Annotated in this window: 15 protein-coding genes and 2 tRNA genes; 11 read left to right on the top strand and 6 right to left on the bottom strand. The window is 48.4% G+C overall.

Annotated elements, in window-relative coordinates; genetic code table 11:
* Window positions 1-32 precede the first annotated feature (32 nt).
* The 7 genes from rpsA (at window position 33) to BCF53_RS13105 (ending at window position 4,997) form a co-directional block, all read left to right on the top strand.
* Entirely contained in the window at window positions 33-1,715 is a 1,683-nt protein-coding gene (gene rpsA, locus BCF53_RS13135) for a 30S ribosomal protein S1 (protein WP_132702197.1), read from the top strand.
* A gap of 230 nt (window positions 1,716-1,945) precedes the next feature.
* Entirely contained in the window at window positions 1,946-2,236 is a 291-nt protein-coding gene (gene ihfB / locus BCF53_RS13130; protein ID WP_132702196.1) for an integration host factor subunit beta, read from the top strand.
* Window positions 2,237-2,274: 38 nt separating this feature from the next.
* Complete coding sequence (locus BCF53_RS13125; RefSeq protein ID WP_132702195.1) at window positions 2,275-2,475, top strand: DUF1049 domain-containing protein; 201 nt, start codon at window positions 2,275-2,277, stop codon at window positions 2,473-2,475.
* 9 nt (window positions 2,476-2,484) lie between these two features.
* Window positions 2,485-3,609 carry a hypothetical protein gene (locus BCF53_RS13120; RefSeq protein WP_132702194.1) on the top strand — a complete coding sequence of 375 codons (1,125 nt, stop codon included), beginning with the start codon at window positions 2,485-2,487 and terminating at the stop codon, window positions 3,607-3,609.
* A gap of 79 nt (window positions 3,610-3,688) precedes the next feature.
* Window positions 3,689-3,764, top strand: a tRNA-Glu gene (locus BCF53_RS13115).
* A 64-nt stretch (window positions 3,765-3,828) separates the two neighbouring features.
* A tRNA-Gly gene (locus tag BCF53_RS13110) sits at window positions 3,829-3,903 on the top strand.
* A 605-nt stretch (window positions 3,904-4,508) separates the two neighbouring features.
* A complete protein-coding gene (locus BCF53_RS13105) occupies window positions 4,509-4,997 on the top strand; it encodes a DUF4234 domain-containing protein (RefSeq protein ID WP_132702193.1) in 489 nt (162 codons plus the stop codon).
* A gap of 133 nt (window positions 4,998-5,130) precedes the next feature.
* Here BCF53_RS13105 and BCF53_RS13100 read toward each other — a convergent pair whose 3' ends face one another.
* The 3 genes from BCF53_RS13100 to BCF53_RS13090 all read right to left on the bottom strand — a co-directional run bounded on the left by BCF53_RS13100 (window position 5,131) and on the right by BCF53_RS13090 (window position 8,446).
* Complete coding sequence (locus tag BCF53_RS13100) at window positions 5,131-6,072, bottom strand: AEC family transporter (RefSeq protein ID WP_132702192.1); 942 nt, start codon at window positions 6,070-6,072, stop codon at window positions 5,131-5,133.
* Window positions 6,073-6,173: 101 nt separating this feature from the next.
* Window positions 6,174-7,061, bottom strand: a complete 888-nt coding sequence (locus BCF53_RS13095) for a LysR family transcriptional regulator (RefSeq protein WP_132702191.1) — start codon at window positions 7,059-7,061, stop codon at window positions 6,174-6,176.
* 110 nt (window positions 7,062-7,171) lie between these two features.
* Window positions 7,172-8,446, bottom strand: a complete 1,275-nt coding sequence (locus tag BCF53_RS13090; RefSeq protein ID WP_132702190.1) for an O-acetylhomoserine aminocarboxypropyltransferase/cysteine synthase family protein — start codon at window positions 8,444-8,446, stop codon at window positions 7,172-7,174.
* Between the two features lie 219 nt (window positions 8,447-8,665).
* Here BCF53_RS13090 and BCF53_RS13085 point away from each other — a divergent pair, with 219 nt between their 5' ends.
* Window positions 8,666-8,941, top strand: a complete 276-nt coding sequence (locus tag BCF53_RS13085) for a DUF134 domain-containing protein (protein WP_132702189.1) — start codon at window positions 8,666-8,668, stop codon at window positions 8,939-8,941.
* A gap of 13 nt (window positions 8,942-8,954) precedes the next feature.
* Entirely contained in the window at window positions 8,955-9,467 is a 513-nt protein-coding gene (locus BCF53_RS13080; protein ID WP_132702188.1) for a NifB/NifX family molybdenum-iron cluster-binding protein, read from the top strand.
* A 25-nt stretch (window positions 9,468-9,492) separates the two neighbouring features.
* Here the strand turns inward: BCF53_RS13080 and BCF53_RS13075 are convergent, their stop codons facing one another.
* Window positions 9,493-10,056 (bottom strand): acyl-CoA thioesterase, encoded by a 564-nt coding sequence (locus BCF53_RS13075; RefSeq protein ID WP_132702187.1) that lies wholly within the window; start codon window positions 10,054-10,056, stop codon window positions 9,493-9,495.
* A gap of 191 nt (window positions 10,057-10,247) precedes the next feature.
* Between BCF53_RS13075 and BCF53_RS13070 the strand changes: the two genes are divergently transcribed.
* Both BCF53_RS13070 and BCF53_RS13065 read left to right on the top strand, forming a co-directional pair.
* Complete coding sequence (locus tag BCF53_RS13070) at window positions 10,248-11,060, top strand: crotonase/enoyl-CoA hydratase family protein (protein WP_132702186.1); 813 nt, start codon at window positions 10,248-10,250, stop codon at window positions 11,058-11,060.
* 87 nt (window positions 11,061-11,147) lie between these two features.
* The gene (locus tag BCF53_RS13065; RefSeq protein ID WP_132702185.1) at window positions 11,148-13,325 is read left to right on the top strand and encodes a YgiQ family radical SAM protein; all 2,178 of its coding nucleotides are present in this window, start codon (window positions 11,148-11,150) and stop codon (window positions 13,323-13,325) included.
* 22 nt (window positions 13,326-13,347) lie between these two features.
* Here BCF53_RS13065 and BCF53_RS13060 read toward each other — a convergent pair whose 3' ends face one another.
* Both BCF53_RS13060 and BCF53_RS13055 read right to left on the bottom strand, forming a co-directional pair.
* A complete protein-coding gene (locus BCF53_RS13060) occupies window positions 13,348-14,430 on the bottom strand; it encodes a tRNA-queuosine alpha-mannosyltransferase domain-containing protein (protein WP_132702184.1) in 1,083 nt (360 codons plus the stop codon).
* 111 nt (window positions 14,431-14,541) lie between these two features.
* Window positions 14,542-15,759 (bottom strand): ABC transporter substrate-binding protein, encoded by a 1,218-nt coding sequence (locus BCF53_RS13055; RefSeq protein ID WP_132702183.1) that lies wholly within the window; start codon window positions 15,757-15,759, stop codon window positions 14,542-14,544.
* Window positions 15,760-15,815: the final 56 nt, after the last annotated feature.

Genomic DNA, 15,815 nt, shown 5'->3' with positions numbered 1-15,815 from the left:
TGCGACGTTTATCTCTTAGGAACTTAAATTAAATGACTGAATCTTTCGCTGATTTATTTGAAGAAAGCTTAAAAACAATTGAAATGGCGCCAGGCTCCATCGTAACTGGCCTTGTTGTTGACATCGATTCTGACTGGGTAACTGTGCACGCAGGCCTTAAGTCTGAAGGTGTTATTCCTCGCGTTCAATTCCTGAACGACGCAGGCGAAATTGAAGTTGCTGTTGGCGACGAAGTTAAAGTTGCTCTGGAAGCTGTTGAAGATGGCTTTGGTGAAACTCGTCTTTCTCGTGAAAAAGCTAAACGTGCTGAAGCATGGGCAGAACTTGAAAAAGCTTACGAAGCGAAAGAAGTTGTTATTGGTGTTATCAATGGCAAAGTTAAGGGTGGTTTCACCGTTGACGTTAGCTCCGTACGAGCGTTCTTGCCGGGTTCTTTGGTAGATATTCGTCCAGTACGTGACACTCTGCACCTTGAAGGCAAAGAGTTAGAGTTTAAAGTTATCAAGCTTGACCAAAAGCGTAACAACGTTGTTGTATCTCGCCGTGCGGTTCTAGAAGCTTCTAACAGCGCTGAGCGTGAAGAGTTGCTGGCTAACCTGCAAGAAGGTCAAGAAGTTAAGGGTATCGTTAAGAACCTGACAGACTACGGTGCGTTCGTAGATCTGGGCGGTGTTGACGGCCTGTTGCACATCACTGACATGGCTTGGAAGCGTATCAAGCACCCAAGCGAAATCGTACAGGTTGGTGATGAGATCGACGTTAAAGTATTGAAGTTTGATCGTGAGCGTAACCGTGTATCTCTTGGCCTGAAACAGCTGGGTGAAGATCCATGGGTAGATATCAAAGCGCGTTACCCAGAAGACGCTAAAGTGACTGCTAAAGTTACTAACCTGACTGACTACGGCTGTTTTGCTGAGCTGGAAGAAGGCGTTGAAGGTCTGGTACACGTTTCTGAAATGGACTGGACTAACAAGAACATCCACCCATCCAAGGTTGTTCAGGTTGGTGATGACATCGACGTAATGGTTCTGGACATCGACGAAGAGCGTCGTCGTATTTCTCTGGGTATCAAGCAAACTGTTGTTAACCCATGGGAAGACTTCGGTAACCGCTTCAACAAGGGCGACAAAGTATCTGGTAAGATCAAGTCTATCACTGACTTCGGTATCTTCATTGGTCTGGAAGGCGGCATTGACGGCCTGGTTCACCTGTCTGACATCAGCTGGAATGAGTCTGGTGAAGAAGCTGTACGTAAGTACAAGAAAGGTGAAGAGCTGGAAACCACTATTCTGTCTATCGATCCTGAGCGTGAGCGTATTTCTCTGGGTATCAAGCAACTGGATATGGATCCATTCGCTGCATACGCTGCTGAAAACGACAAAGGCACCATCGTTAAAGGTACTGTGAAAGAAGTTGACGCTAAAGCAGCGATCATCACTCTGGAAGACGACATCGAAGGTACTCTGAAGGCTTCTGAAATCTCACGTGACCGTGTTGAAGATGCTCGCAACGTACTGAACGAAGGCGATGAAGTTGAAGCTAAGATCGTTAGCATTGATCGTAAGAACCGCGTAATCAGCCTGTCTATCAAGGCGAAAGACGTAGACGACGAGAAAGCAGCGGTTAAAGAGCTGAAAGACAAAGCTGTTGAAGCTGCAGGCCCAACCACTATTGGTGACCTGATCAAAGCTAAACTGGAAGAAGGCAACAGCTAAGCGTTGTTTTCTGATGAAAAAGCCAGCTGAATGCTGGCTTTTTTTATGCCTGTTAATTATTGGTGGTTGGTCACAATCTTTTGATCAAACTGTATCTGTGTAAATCCCGGCTGGGCGAATGACTTCAAAATGTCAAAAAAGTCGTTTAAAAATAAATACTTGTGTTATTTCTGAAGCTGAATTAGTCTAATTATTAAGCACTTAGTTGAAACCGACCGGAGGATTTCACTGTGACTAAGTCCGAACTCATAGAACGAATAGTTGACCGGCAAGGACAGTTGTCAGTTCGCGACGTAGAGTTGGCAATTAAAACCATGTTAGACCATATGGCACAAGCGCTTGCTGAGGGTGAGCGTATTGAAATTCGTGGCTTTGGCAGCTTTTCACTGCACTATCGCTCGCCACGGGTGGGCCGTAACCCTAAAACCGGCGAATCAGTTGAGCTGGAGGGTAAATACGTTCCGCATTTCAAGCCGGGAAAAGAACTGCGTGAATCAGTGAACGACAGCATCGACGACTGATATAATCAGCTCCCCGCATTCTTTAGTGGAGATTTAACTTGCGCATACTGAAATGGATTTTTATTGTCGTTTTGCTCGTGGTCGGCTGGCTGGTTGGCTGGTCTAACAGCACGATTGTTAACTTTCAGTTCCTGTCCTGGACCTCTCCGGATATACCTGCTTACATTGTTTACCTCACCTTCCTTGCCCTTGGTCTGTTATTGGGCATCATTCTTGGGCGATTCGTACGATCATCCTGAATATTACGTATGAAAAATCTGCTTCTTTATTTTGAAAAGCTCCTTCCTGAGCGCTTTCGGTCGCGCCGCTTTCCTATGGGCGAATACCACTACGACCTGAAGATCATGGAAAGTGATGTAACCCGTTGGCTTAATCGTTACCCCATTAACCTTGAAAACGTCGAAATTTACTATGCGCTGGCCGAATTGTTCCGACGCAGGGGGGAGTTTGATAAGGCTATTTCCATTCATGAAGCAATTTCTTCCGCCAGCTTGCAAGGTCATGAGCCCTTCAAGCTGGAAATTGAGATTGCACGCGATTATTACTCCGCGGGTGTGTTGAGCCATGCTGAAAGCGTGTTGTTAAGGGCGCTGGAAGAGGCGGATGACGAAACTTCCAAGAATGCTTTTCGTCTGTGGCTTTCCATACTGGAAAAAGAAAAAGGCTGGAAGCAGGCTGTAGAGCTTATTGAAAAATATGGCATTCCTGGTTCCGGTGGTCTGCGGCTTGCCAATCTTTATTGCGAATACGCTGAAGACCTGCAAGAAAGTAATGATATCGCTGATGTTGCCAGGGTATTGAAGAAAGCCAGAAAGCTGAACGTCGGAACTCGCGCGGCCTATATGTCTGCTGTACTGGCGGTAGAAAAGCAAAGGGTAGGGGAGGCCACTTACTACTATCGCGATGTACTGGAAAAAGACCCGCTCAGAACAAACCTCGCCATCAAGCCGCTCAAATTGTTGGCGGTGGCTGGCAACAGTGCCGATGGGATGCTTGATTTTCTCAAGCAGCTTTATTTGCGCCATCCATCGGTGAGAATTCTGGAAGTCGTCATCGAACTGCACCAGCTTTCGGGCGAACCACTTGAAGCGCACTGGACATCTGCAATTGAAGAAAAGGTGCGCCTGGGTGAATCAGTCATAGTTGTTGACTATTGGCTGGAGCAGTTTCCAGAGTTGCCTGCTCAGGTGACTACGGTAATAAAGTCCGTGTTGAGCAATAACAATCTCGATGCTCACGATATTCAAATATGTACCCACTGCGGCTATGAGTCCGACAAAATGCTTTGGCACTGCCCGCAGTGTGAAGCGTGGGAAACGATATATTCCAGCTATGAGCTGGAATTATCTCGCAGTATAAAAAAAGACTCATAATTCATTGATTTATATAAGAAAAAAAGTTGCATCGCAGAAATATTTCGGTATTATAGCGCTCGTTCTTGAGGTACACAGTGTCCCGTTCGTCTAGTGGCCTAGGACACCGCCCTTTCACGGCGGTAACAGGGGTTCGAGTCCCCTACGGGATGCCACTTCAACCTTCGGGTTGAGTTTACTGAAAGAACAGAATCAATGAGTGAAAGCGTTGGTTCATATGCGGGAATAGCTCAGTGGTAGAGCACAACCTTGCCAAGGTTGGGGTCGGGAGTTCGAGCCTCCTTTCCCGCTCCAAATTCCAAAGAAGCCGAGTCTTAGTACTCGGATTTTTTATGCCTGCGACCCTAAGGGGTCCGAACTGGAGCGCCAGCCGCCGGATGCGGATCAGTTCATCCTTCTTTCCCGTTCCGAATTTTAAGAAGCAGCCTTATGGCTGCTTTTTTCGTTTATAAACGTGAAAAACCGCTGAGCTAGGTAACGCGAATCCTATAGGCGCCAACGGGTTCTATTGAGTGCTGCAGATGCTTGGGTTTGGTTTAATTTCCAAAGTCGCCCGGTTTCATTGCCTGCTATTTAAGTCAGAAGCTGTAACGCTTGAGTCAATGAACTGCAGCAACTCACGTAGCAAATAAATAGCACTTTTCATTTGGGCTGAATAATTTTCTTGCATCTGTTTGATTTTTACGCGATTAATGCTCCCGCCTAAAAAGGTGTTTTTAATGCACTTTTGGTCTGTTTAGACAAAACTGTCCGTGGTCTGCTCATAGGTTGCGGTGAAGCGGGCGGAGTCAGGTATTCGAGCAGGCTGAAGGTGTATCAGAACGATGAACGATGGATGCAGCTGCTTTATTAAGCAGCAGAAAACCTAATTTTGCGCAGAATAAAAACAAGGAGAACACATGCAAAACCAAACCTGGATGAAGGAATTTAAAGATCAAGCCACATTTCGTCTGGTAGTTTTAAACCTGATAACTCTAGGGGTTTATAACGCCTTTTACATAAAGCGCCAATCGAAGAGGCTTAACCTTTATCTTGATAAAAATCAGAAAATACCCGATCTGCTTATATCAATGATAATCCTGTTTTCTTACCTCTCTATTGCAATAATGATTGGTAGGCACTTTTTAGAAATCAGTTCACCGGTAGAGAATCTATTGAAGATCGCAGATCAACTGAGATGGGCTTTTTCTCTTTTGTGGGCATTTGAGGCTAAGAATCGGATTAACACCATTTTTCAAATAGACAGAGACGATGATGAGTGGTTTGAAGGCGCTTGGTCGTTCATCTTCGGCGCAGTTTATTTTAACTACAAGGTGAATCAGGTTTGCGAGATACATGATCCTCAAAGGGGTGAACCTTGCGTTGAGCCACAGAGTTCTGGCGTTTAGTGTTTTTTAGCGGGAGCCGACTTTGAAAAGTGGGCTCCAAACAATCAATAGGCTGCTTAAGATGGGGCTAGTTAATCACAAGGGGTTCTCGGCTGTACCGGCTAGCAGTAAGTCTTTGTCCTTTATTGATAATTTAGGTAACCCAGTATTTCATTGATGCAACCCAGGCAGGTAACGTAATGAATGAGAACAGGGTTTGAATTGAGCTGATGTTTGCATATAGAGGTGCATCGCCGCCCATTTCTTTGGCCACTACATAACCATTCATCGCCGTAGGTGCGGCAAGTGATAGGGCCATAACGCAAGCCAACTTGTGCTCAATGCCAATTAGTAGCGCTAAGATCATTACCAGAACTGGCATTACGACGAGCTTGAAGATGCAAGACGTCGTGATGGCCATTAACCCCGTTCTACTCATATTGAATGAAATTCCGGCACCTAAGCTTAGAAGTGCAGTGGCGACTGATGCTTGCCCAAGTCGATTGAGCCCTGTTAACAGAGCATTAGACAGTTGGATAGGACTGTAACTCAACGCTATTCCTACTAAACAAGATACTATGATCGGGTTTTTTAGGATTTTTGAAATATAGCTGACTAGTGAGTTTTGATCGTTGTTCAGTAAGTAGATGAGCATTGTTATATTCAGAACATTTGCCAGCGGCATAAACATAACCATGATGACGGCAATGATCGCCAAGTAGCTATCTCCAAACAATTGGCTGATCAATACGATGGCAATAGTGGTATTCCAGCGAGTTGATGTTTGGAAAACACTGGAGAACGACGCAGCGCTGAGATCTTTAATTAGATTTAATCGATAGAGCGCGAAAAGGCCAATCGCAATTAGGCCCAGTGTTAAAAGTATCACCGCAGCAATTTGGTCAACTTCGTATGAGTCTAAATTGCTCTTGGCTAAGATCGATACGATTAAGCAAGGAATGAGTAGTCTGAAATTTAATTGATCGATTGAGTTCCAGATCTTTGGGTCTCTTAACCAGCGTAGGCTAACGAGCTTTCCAATCAGTATGATGATAAGTGACGGCAGTAAAACATAAAGAAGGGGAGCTGAGGCCATAATGAGTCTTCGTTGAAAAAGGTACGCGAAGACTAACCGGTGCTCGGCCTATTTGAACCGACAGAAATGCAAAGGCCCTATTCGTTTATATTTTACTGGTTTCAAATTTTTGAAAATGTATCGACGAGCCAATCAATGACCGCACGAATGCGCTTGGCATCTTTTAAATCTGGGTGGAATAAAATCCAGACTTCTCTTTCAGGTAGGTTGGGATAAGGTACCTGAACTAAACCCGCTACTTTATTTCCAATGCAGGTGGGCAGTAGCGATTTTCCTAGCTTACTTTTGATGGCCTCTACAGCAGCTTCGTTATCATTAATTGATAGCTGAGTACGTGCCTCATGGAATTGCTCAACTCGATTAATAATCCACCTGGCCTGAACTCGTTTACTGCTGTTCCTTTCATAGCTAAGCCAAGGGACTTGCTTCTCATTAGGTAAGAGCAATTCATGGATATAAGCAGCGTATTTAATCTTTCCAATCTGCTTAGTCATCGCATCCAGCTCTTTGTTGGGGCGAGATATCCGAACAGCAATATCGCATTCACGATTCAGAACGCTAATGTCATCTTGTGTTGATATTAAATCCAGGCTGACATCAGGGAAAGCTGAAGTGAGTATGTTTAGGTTCGGAATAATGATGTGATTGGCTACTATCGGAACAGACGTTAAATGAACAACTCCACTAACGGATAGCGTTGATTCTCTGGCCGCATTAATGCTTCTCTCGATCTCGCTTTCAGCTAATGAAAGGTGCTTTAACATCGTGCTGCAGGCAGTTGTTGGATTCATGCCGGTTGGCATACGTTCAAACAGACGAAGCCCTAATTGGTTTTCGATGCTGGAGAGTCTTCTCGATACAGTGCTTTCAGTTGTGTCTAGATAGGCAGCAGCACCGGTTAGCGAGCCTTGCTCTGCAACTGATAGGACTATCTTAAGATCATCCCATTTAATGTTTGAGAATGTGCTCGCCACAATAGGATCTTTCACTGCTATTTTGTATGAAGATATAAATTTTATGTACCTGAATCAAGCTGGAAGTTTTAGAGCATGCCCGCCTTCGGTGAGGCAGGCATCATACGGCTAATGAGAGAGCAGACTTACTTTACAGCCGCCAGCGCCTGCTCAATATCCGCAATAATATCGTCAATGTGCTCAATGCCCACCGAGATACGCACCAGGTCTTCAGAGACCCCGGCTTTCGCCAGTTCTTCTTCCTTGAGCTGGCGGTGAGTTGTGGTAGCCGGGTGGCAAGCCAGTGATTTAGCATCACCAATGTTGACCAGGCGTAAGATCATTTGCAGTGCATCAATGAACTGCGCGCCAGCTTCTTTTCCACCTTTAATGCCAAAGCTCAAAATGCCGGATGCTTTGCCGCCACAAATTTTCTGGCAGGTTGTATTGTATGGGCTGTCGGGCAGGGCGGCGTAGTTCACCCAGTTCACTTTCTCATGATTCTGCAGGTAATTGGCCAGAGCCTCGGCGTTTTCGCAGTGGCGTTCCATGCGCAGGCCGAGTGTTTCCAGTCCCTGCATGATCATAAAGGCATTCATGGGTGAGATAGCAGCACCGGTGTTGCGCAGAGGAATAACGCGGCAGCGCCCAATGTAAGCGGCTGGGCCTAACGCTTCGGTGTAAACCACGCCGTGGTAGGCCGGGTCTGGTTCGTTCAGCATTGGGAAACGGTCTTTGTTCGCCGCCCAGTCAAATTTACCGGAATCAACAATCGCACCACCAATCGAGGTGCCGTGACCACCAATATATTTGGTCAGTGAGTGCACCACGATATCAGCACCGTGCTCAAACGGTTTGCACAGGTAAGGGGTTGCTACGGTGTTATCGACAATCAGTGGCACGCCGTATTTATGGGCGATATCCGCAAGCTTTTGCAGGTCAACCACGTTGCCGGCCGGGTTGCCGATAGATTCGCAGAACAGTGCTTTGGTTTTATCATCAATGTGGGATTCCAGCGTGGCGTAATCATCGTACGCCGCCATGCGTACCTCAATACCCTGCGTCGGAAAGCTGTGGGCAAACAGGTTGTAGGTGCCGCCATACAGTTGGCTGGTGCTAACGATGTTATCACCGGCTCGGCAGATGCACTGCAGCGCGTAGGTAATGGCGGTCATACCGGAAGCCACGGCCAGTGCGCCAATGCCACCTTCCATTGCGGCAACGCGCTGCTCCAGTACGGCGGTTGTCGGGTTCATAATGCGTGTGTAGATATTGCCTTCTACCTTCAGATCAAACAGGTCTGCACCGTGCTGGGTGTTGTCAAAGGTGTAAGACGTGGTCTGGTAAATAGGCACGGCAGCTGCCTTAGTGGTTTCTTCAGAGGTGTAACCGTGATGAAGTGCGATGGATTCCAGTTTCATAAGTTGTCTCTTAACGTTATTTATTTTGCAGGGCAGATTGCGGGTGGAATGTTGCTTATAAAGAGCTCAGTGCCGGCTGTATTTGCAGGCAGAAAATGCGCCCCGGTTGATGACCCTTCGGGATTGTACAGGCTGGCCTGACTTACAAAAAACAAAAATAGTAATTTGCATATGCCATAAATTAAGAGTATATATTTTATACCTGATTAAGGGGGCGATATGCCAAGACCAAAGATTCCAAGAAGGGTGTGCGGAAAGCCTTGTTCCTGCAGCTTTAAGCCAAGCGGCATTTCGCTGGCACAGCTGGAAAGGGTGAATCTGGCGGCCGATGAATTTGAAGCTGTGCGGCTGGTTGATTTTCACGGCATGCAGCAGCAGGTTGCAGCCAAGCATATGGTGGTTTCGCGACAGACTCTGGCCAATATTCTGAAGTCGGGCCGGTACAAGCTGGTGGAATGCCTTCTGGATGGCAAAGCGCTCTTTATAGATAACTGACGAGGCTTAAATCATGATTACTGCTATTCCAATGAAAAGCGACCGAATCTCCGGTCATTTTACCAAAGCTCCCGAAATGATCCTGCTGGATGGTAGCGGGCATATGCTGGAGCGATTTGCCAATCCGGCATTAGAGTCCGGCTGTTCCGGCAAAGAGAAACTGCTGGAAATACTTGCCGAAAAAAAAGTTGAACGGGTGGTGGTGCGCCATATCGGTGAACAGATGCTGGGTAAGCTGCTGCAAAGCAACATGCTGGTTTTCCAGACCAACGGCCCTCGCTTTGTGAACGAGGCACTTTCCCGGCCGGAAGCATTCGGTATGTTGCCGTTGACTAAAGCAGAGCAGGGCAGGGAATCGGTTAATCACACCAAGAAAATGGCTGAAGGCGGGTGTTGCGGGCACGAACACCATCACGATCATGAACATCAGAATGACGCCTCTGATGAGCCGCGTGGCCATTGTTGTCAGGGTAAGGGGGAAAGCCAGGCGCCTGCCCATGGCAAGCATCGTTGCTGTCAGCACTAAAAGCTAACATTGAGCCCCGTCGGATTTAACGGGGCTCGAAGTATTTCTCAAACTGCTGATTTATCTCTTCGTCGCTGAGTGTTTCCAGGTTTTTTTTCCATTCCTGATGCAGTGCCTGTAAGCGAGCATTGTGCTCCATGCGCAGTTCTCTGCGCAGCTTCGCTGAAATGAAACGCCCCTTCTGGATATTGTCGGTCAGTTTCAATAGTGGAACCTTGGTCGGCTTACCGCTTTTATCAACGGCGACCATGGTGAAGTAACAGCTGTTGGTGTGTCGCTTTTCGTGGGTTTGAATATCTTCTGCCACCACCTTTACGCCCACTTCCATCGAGGTGTTGCCAACGTAATTGACAGAAGCAAAAAAGGTGACCAGCTCACCGATCTTTATCGCTTCTTTGAAGTGCGCATGATCAACTGAAAGTGTCACCGCATACTGGCCGCAATAGCGGGCTGCACAGGTATAGGCCACCTGGTCTAATAGTTTTAACAGGTTGCCGCCGTGCATGTTGCCGGAAAAGTTAGCCATATCCGGGGTGATCAGCATGGTCATGATGACCGGTTCGTTATAGCCGTACTCCTGATTATTCATATCCTGGTCTCTAAAGGGTGAGCATGGTTTTCAGTGTAATGCAGAATTAAGCCAGAGCCGTTCCTATTTAAGTGCCATGTTCACCCGTTTTAATCTGTTCATTCAGCCTGTCCGTTTCGCCTTAGCTAAAAGTTATAAGGCGCTTTCAGGGTGAGCGGCTATCTTGAAAGAAAATAATAAAGGGCTGCAGCATGGATGAGAGTAATAGGGTACTGGTTTCGGTGGAAGGCGGTATAGCCAGGGTGAGTCTTAACCGGCCGGATAAACATAATGGCCTCGACCAGCAAATGATGACAGGGCTGATTCAGGCGGCGAAGTCTGTTGCCCGCAATCGCAGTGTTCGGGTCGTGGTTCTCACGGGTAATGGGCCTTCTTTCTGTTCCGGCCTGGATTTTTCTTACGTATCTAAAAACCCGGGTATGGTGCCCAGATTCTTTATTAAGTGGCCATGGGCGAAAGACAATGGCTTTCAGCGTGTTGCCAACATCTGGCGCAAGGTACCGGTTCCGGTAATTGCGGCACTGCATGGTAATTGTTTTGGGGGTGCCCTGCAGATCGCTCTGGCGTGTGATTACCGGATTGCACAGCCGGATGCGCGATTTTCCATTATGGAGATGAAGTGGGGCATCATTCCCGATATGAGCGCAACGGTCACGCTGCCACGGCTGACCAGCCTGGATATCGCTCAGGAACTCACCATGACCGGCAGGGTATTTAGCGCGCAGGAGGCCAAAGAGTATGGCCTGATCAGTCGGCTGGCCGCTAATGCGCTTGAAGAGGCCTGTGATATGGCCGGTCAGATTGCACAAAACAGCCCGGATGCGATCGCCGCCGCAAAGTACCTGTACCGGAAAACCTGGAACCGCAGCGAGCGTACTGCGCTGTTTTGGGAGCGCTGGGTACAACTTAAGCTGCTCGGCCGAAAAAACCAGAGAATAGCCATGCACAATGGCCTGAAGGGAAGTGCTGATCAGAGACCGTTTGTCGACCGGCGAAGCTTCTGAGTTGGCCGGCTACCCGACCAATTGTGCAGGCGACTCTGCCTGCGGCTTCTGCTAACATGCGCGGCCAAATTCAGATACTCCTTGATTATGCATAAAACTGCTCCCGACCTGTTCAAATACCCCAAATACTGGGCTTCCTGCTTTGATCCGGCGCCCTTTTTACCGATGACCCGGGCCGAGATGGATAAGCTGGGCTGGGACAGTTGCGACATCATTCTGGTCACTGGCGATGCCTATGTGGATCATCCCAGCTTCGGCATGGCGGTGATTGGCCGTTTGCTGGAAGCTCAGGGCTATCGCGTGGGTATTATTGCCCAGCCAGACTGGAAATCCGCCGATCCATTCAAAGCACTGGGCAAGCCAAACCTCTATTTTGGGGTAACGGCCGGCAATATGGACTCACTGATTAACCGCTACACGGCCGATCTGAAAGTCCGTAATGATGATGCCTATACACCGAATAACGAAGGCGGAAAACGTCCGGACAGAGCGGTTCTGGTATACAGCCAGCGCTGTAAGGAAGCCTACGCCGATGTGCCGGTGATTATCGGCGGTATAGAGGCCAGTTTGCGGCGCATTGCCCAGTACGATTACTGGAGCAACAAGGTGCGTCACTCGGTGTTGTTCGATGCGAACGCCGATTTGTTGCTGTACGGCAATGCAGAACGAGCGCTGGTCGAGGTGACCCATAGGCTGGCCAATGATGTGCCGATTGAGCAGATCACCGATGTGCGTGGTACCGTTGTGATGCTCAAGGATATCCCCGAACGATGGACGGTGATCGATTCCACCCGTATTGACTGGCCGGCAAATATCGGTGAAATCGCCGAGTTTGAGCGTGAGAACCCCTACGCTGAAATGAAACCGGAATGTGATTCTGAACCGGAATCCGAGAAGGATGATGTTCAGGCGGTGCGTATCATTCCTATGCCTTTGCAGCGCAAGGCAGAGCTCGATGGCGAGCACACCTGTATTCGTCTGCCATCCTTTGAAAAGGTCAGCTCAGACCCGGCTCTGTACGCCCATGCCAGCCGGATTCTGCACATGGAGGCCAACCCGCATAACGCTCATGTACTGGTGCAGAAGCACGGTAATCAGGAAGTGTGGGTGAACCCACCGCCAATTCCGTTGCTGACACACGAGATGGATGGTGTATTCGATTTGCCCTACGCGCGCGTACCGCACCCCAGCTATGGCAAAGCGAAGATCCCGGCTTACGACATGATTAAGACCTCGATCAACATCATGCGTGGCTGTTTTGGTGGCTGTACCTTCTGTTCCATTACCGAGCATGAGGGGCGGGTGATTCAGTCGCGCTCGCACGAATCGGTTTTGCATGAAGTGGAAGAGATGAAGACCAAGGTGCCGGGGTTCAGTGGCAGCATTTCAGACTTAGGTGGCCCTACGGCCAACATGTATCACCTGAACTGCAAAGATAAAGAAATTCAGGCCAGCTGCCGCCGGTTAAGCTGTGTTTACCCAACCATCTGTGTGAATCTCAAAACAGACCACTCTGAAACGACCGAGTTGTACCGTAAGGTTCGCAAGGTTAAGGGTATTCATACCGTCGCCATTGCCTCGGGTCTGCGTTACGACCTGGCCGTGGAAGACCCGGAATATGTGAAAGAGCTGGTGACTCACCATGTTGGCGGTTACCTGAAGATTGCACCGGAACATACCGAAGACCGCCCGCTGAAAATGATGATGAAGCCGGGTATGGGTACGTACGATCGCTTCAAAGATATGTTTGAAAAGTTCTCTAAGCAGGCGGGTAAAAAGCAGTACTTAATTCCTTATTTCATTGCCGCACACCCCGGTTGTGAAGACGAAGATATGGTGAACCTGGCACTGTGGCTGAAGAGCCAGCGCATGAAGGTGGATCAGGTACAAACCTTTTACCCCTCACCCATGAGCTTGGCAACGGCGATGTATTATTCGGGTCGTAATCCGCTGAAGAAGGTGAATTATAAGACCGGCCGCGTCAGTATTGTTAAGCAGATTGAACAGCGCCAACTGCACAAGGCGCTGTTGCGTTATCACGATAAAAACAACTGGAAGGATATTCGTGCTGCGCTGCTAAAAATGGGCTTGCAGAATCTGATTGGTGATCGTGACAATCAGCTTGTACCGGCCGAACAAAAAGGACAGGGGCGAAGCACTGGCGGGCAAAAACACAGAGCCAAAGGCTTTAACCGGGCGGCGCCTGTGAAGAAAAAATTCCACGCCAAGCCAAAACCAAAACCGAGCAGTAAGAAGAAAAAGTAACTGCAGTTTGGTCGTTTGCTGATTAAAACTCTAAAGCCTCACGGTATGTTGCTATGAGGCTTTGTTCATAATAGCCGGTTAAATCCGGTGCATCTGGCAGGCCATGCTTCAGCCAGTGACTCAGCTTTTTAACCGCCGCTAGCGCCTGCTTTTCATTGGAGCCAGTGCCAGCATAAAGGTAGTCCGCGGTGAAAATATTCGGGTAACTTAGCCGGTTGGGCAGCAGTGGAATGCAGCCTTCACTGACCGCCTCCATGACCGCGATACCCTGAAACTCATGATCAGCCGTAGACAGCACGATATCGGCCTGCGCCAGTGCTTGCCGGTATTCTTCAACGCTTTCGATGAAGTCCGCCTGTTCAATTCGGCTTTCATAGCTATTGCATATTTCGAGCAGTGCATCAGGGATGGTTCTGAATTTTTGACCGGTTAAAATAAACGTTACCGGCAGCTTTAGTGCCTCAATCTGCTTGAAGATGCATAGCAGCAGCTCAGGGTTTTTATCCCATTCCCAGCGGTGATTCCAAATTATTTTCAGCGCTTTGGTCTGTTCTGCCCGTCGCGTTCTGGTGCTTGCCGGCGCGGGGATCGGAACGGGCAGAAGGGCTGATTTGTTGCTCAGGCTTTCAACAAGATGTTTTGGTACCAGATCCGGCATTTTCTTTAACAGCGCTTCAACACCGCCCAGAAAAGAGCTGCGATTAAATTCAGTATTGAACAATAATTTATCTGCGCGCAACGCGGAATAAAGATTCACCATTTGCCAGTCGACAACAGAGCCCGGCGTGTTTTGCTTCGGGTAAGCGAACTGATTCTCGTGGAAATAAAGAATGCTGGGCGTGTTACGAAGGTTGGGGTAAAGGCTTTGGACCACTGATAAATCGATGCTGGAGGTCGCCAGTAATAACTCATAGTTTGCTGACATTTTCTCGTTGCTCAGTGCGGCCACAGAAAGTGGTGCGCCGCGCATACGCCAGGAAAAATACCGCGGTGGCAGTGCAATTTGCTGCCAGTGATAGGGCGTGTTCTGTGTTACAAAATCTGCCCAGTGTTTTTGACTGAGTGCGTGATAGCCGGAGAGCAGCAGAGCCTGTGGTTGAGTCATTGTTAGCACCTTGAATGATCGCACAAGTGTAACTGAAGGCTTTGCGTTTTTTGAAGGTAAAAAAAGACCAGCCGTTGGCTGGTCTTAGTACATGATTATTTGTACTTACACTTAGCGGAATACGCGTTGGCGAACACGTTCCAGGTTCTCAAGGATTTTATCCAGACGATCGGGGTTCACCATGAACTCCTGGAAGCCCTTCATGCCTTCAGAGGCCATTGCAGGGTCGGTATCACGGTCGTAGAACTGTGCAGTACCGTCTGCAGCGCTCAGCATTGCGCCACCTTCAACCAGGAAGGCGTTATCAGCTGTTTCCGCATACTTGTTCGGTGGCAGCTGATTGATCACGGTGTTGATCTTGGCAATGTTCTCAGGCTTGGCTATAAAGGCCATAAACTTGCGAGCATCTTCTTTGTTCTTCGCACGAGCCGGAATATGAATGGTATCGGTTGGTGCATCTTCATAGATGCCAACGCTTGGGTCGATTACCGGGAACTGGAAGAAGCCGAAGTTAGAGCCTTCCGGGAAGAATGGCGTAATGAAGTTGCCGATCAGGTACATGGCTGCATCACCATTAATCAGTGGTGCCTGAGCTTCCTGCCAGCTGTAAGAAGCGTGGTTTTTCAGGAAGTAGTCGTTATCGACCAGAGTACGCCAGTTTGCGAAGGTTTTGCGAACGCCGTCGTCGGTGTAAGGAATTTTACCGTCCATCAGGTCGATGTGGTAATCCAGACCGTTGGTACGCAGGTTCATGTAGTCAAACCAACCGCCTGCAGTCCACAGAAACTTAGTGCCGATGGCGATAGGAGCCTTGCCATTCGCCTTCAGGGTTTCACAAACCTTGAGGAATTCTTCCCAGGTTGTTGGTTCTTCAAGGCCGTACATATCGAACAGATCTTTGTTGTAGTACATGCCCCACTGGTAATAAGTAAATGGCAGACCATACTGTTTGCCGTCAACGGTTAAGGACGCTTTGGTTGAAGACATGCTGTCTGAAAGGCCTTCGCTTTCCCAAACATCGGAAACATCTTCAAACAGACCGCGGTCTACGAAGTACTTCATGCGGTTGCCGGCAAACCAGAAAACGACATCCGGTGGTGATGTGACCAGCCAGTTACGGATCGCGCTCTTGTAACCTTCATGGTCATACTCGTTGAACTTAACGGTGATATCCGGGTTTTCTGCCTGGAAAGCGTCTACGATGTCTGTCCACGCCTGCTTCGGTGCCGGGTCTGATTGGTTGGAGTTAATTACCAGAGTGCCCGCGATTGCTTGAGTAACCATAGCGGCACTAACAATACCGGTGGTTAACAGTTTTTTAAGGGTCATTTTATCGTCCTTCTTCTTGTTGGGTGACGAACAAGCCACTATTTAACCGGTGCGCT

It is taken from the genome of Reinekea marinisedimentorum, from assembly GCF_004341165.1.
Lineage (GTDB): Bacteria > Pseudomonadota > Gammaproteobacteria > Pseudomonadales > Natronospirillaceae > Reinekea > Reinekea marinisedimentorum.
The sequence above is the reverse complement of the archived record's forward strand: the minus strand, read 5'-3'. Positions and strand labels throughout refer to the sequence as shown.

Excerpts from the sequence above, each read along its gene's own strand:
- rpsA (WP_132702197.1), top strand. The coding sequence starts at position 33 with ATGACTGAATCTTTCGCTGATTTATTTGAAGAAAGCTTAAAAACAATT.
- BCF53_RS13120 (WP_132702194.1), top strand. The coding sequence starts at position 2,485 with ATGAAAAATCTGCTTCTTTATTTTGAAAAGCTCCTTCCTGAGCGCTTT.
- BCF53_RS13105 (WP_132702193.1), top strand. The coding sequence starts at position 4,509 with ATGCAAAACCAAACCTGGATGAAGGAATTTAAAGATCAAGCCACATTT.
- BCF53_RS13100 (WP_132702192.1), bottom strand. The coding sequence starts at position 6,072 with ATGGCCTCAGCTCCCCTTCTTTATGTTTTACTGCCGTCACTTATCATC.
- BCF53_RS13090 (WP_132702190.1), bottom strand. The coding sequence starts at position 8,446 with ATGAAACTGGAATCCATCGCACTTCATCACGGTTACACCTCTGAAGAA.
- BCF53_RS13085 (WP_132702189.1), top strand. The coding sequence starts at position 8,666 with ATGCCAAGACCAAAGATTCCAAGAAGGGTGTGCGGAAAGCCTTGTTCC.
- BCF53_RS13080 (WP_132702188.1), top strand. The coding sequence starts at position 8,955 with ATGATTACTGCTATTCCAATGAAAAGCGACCGAATCTCCGGTCATTTT.
- BCF53_RS13075 (WP_132702187.1), bottom strand. The coding sequence starts at position 10,056 with ATGAATAATCAGGAGTACGGCTATAACGAACCGGTCATCATGACCATG.
- BCF53_RS13070 (WP_132702186.1), top strand. The coding sequence starts at position 10,248 with ATGGATGAGAGTAATAGGGTACTGGTTTCGGTGGAAGGCGGTATAGCC.
- BCF53_RS13065 (WP_132702185.1), top strand. The coding sequence starts at position 11,148 with ATGCATAAAACTGCTCCCGACCTGTTCAAATACCCCAAATACTGGGCT.
- BCF53_RS13060 (WP_132702184.1), bottom strand. The coding sequence starts at position 14,430 with ATGACTCAACCACAGGCTCTGCTGCTCTCCGGCTATCACGCACTCAGT.
- BCF53_RS13055 (WP_132702183.1), bottom strand. The coding sequence starts at position 15,759 with ATGACCCTTAAAAAACTGTTAACCACCGGTATTGTTAGTGCCGCTATG.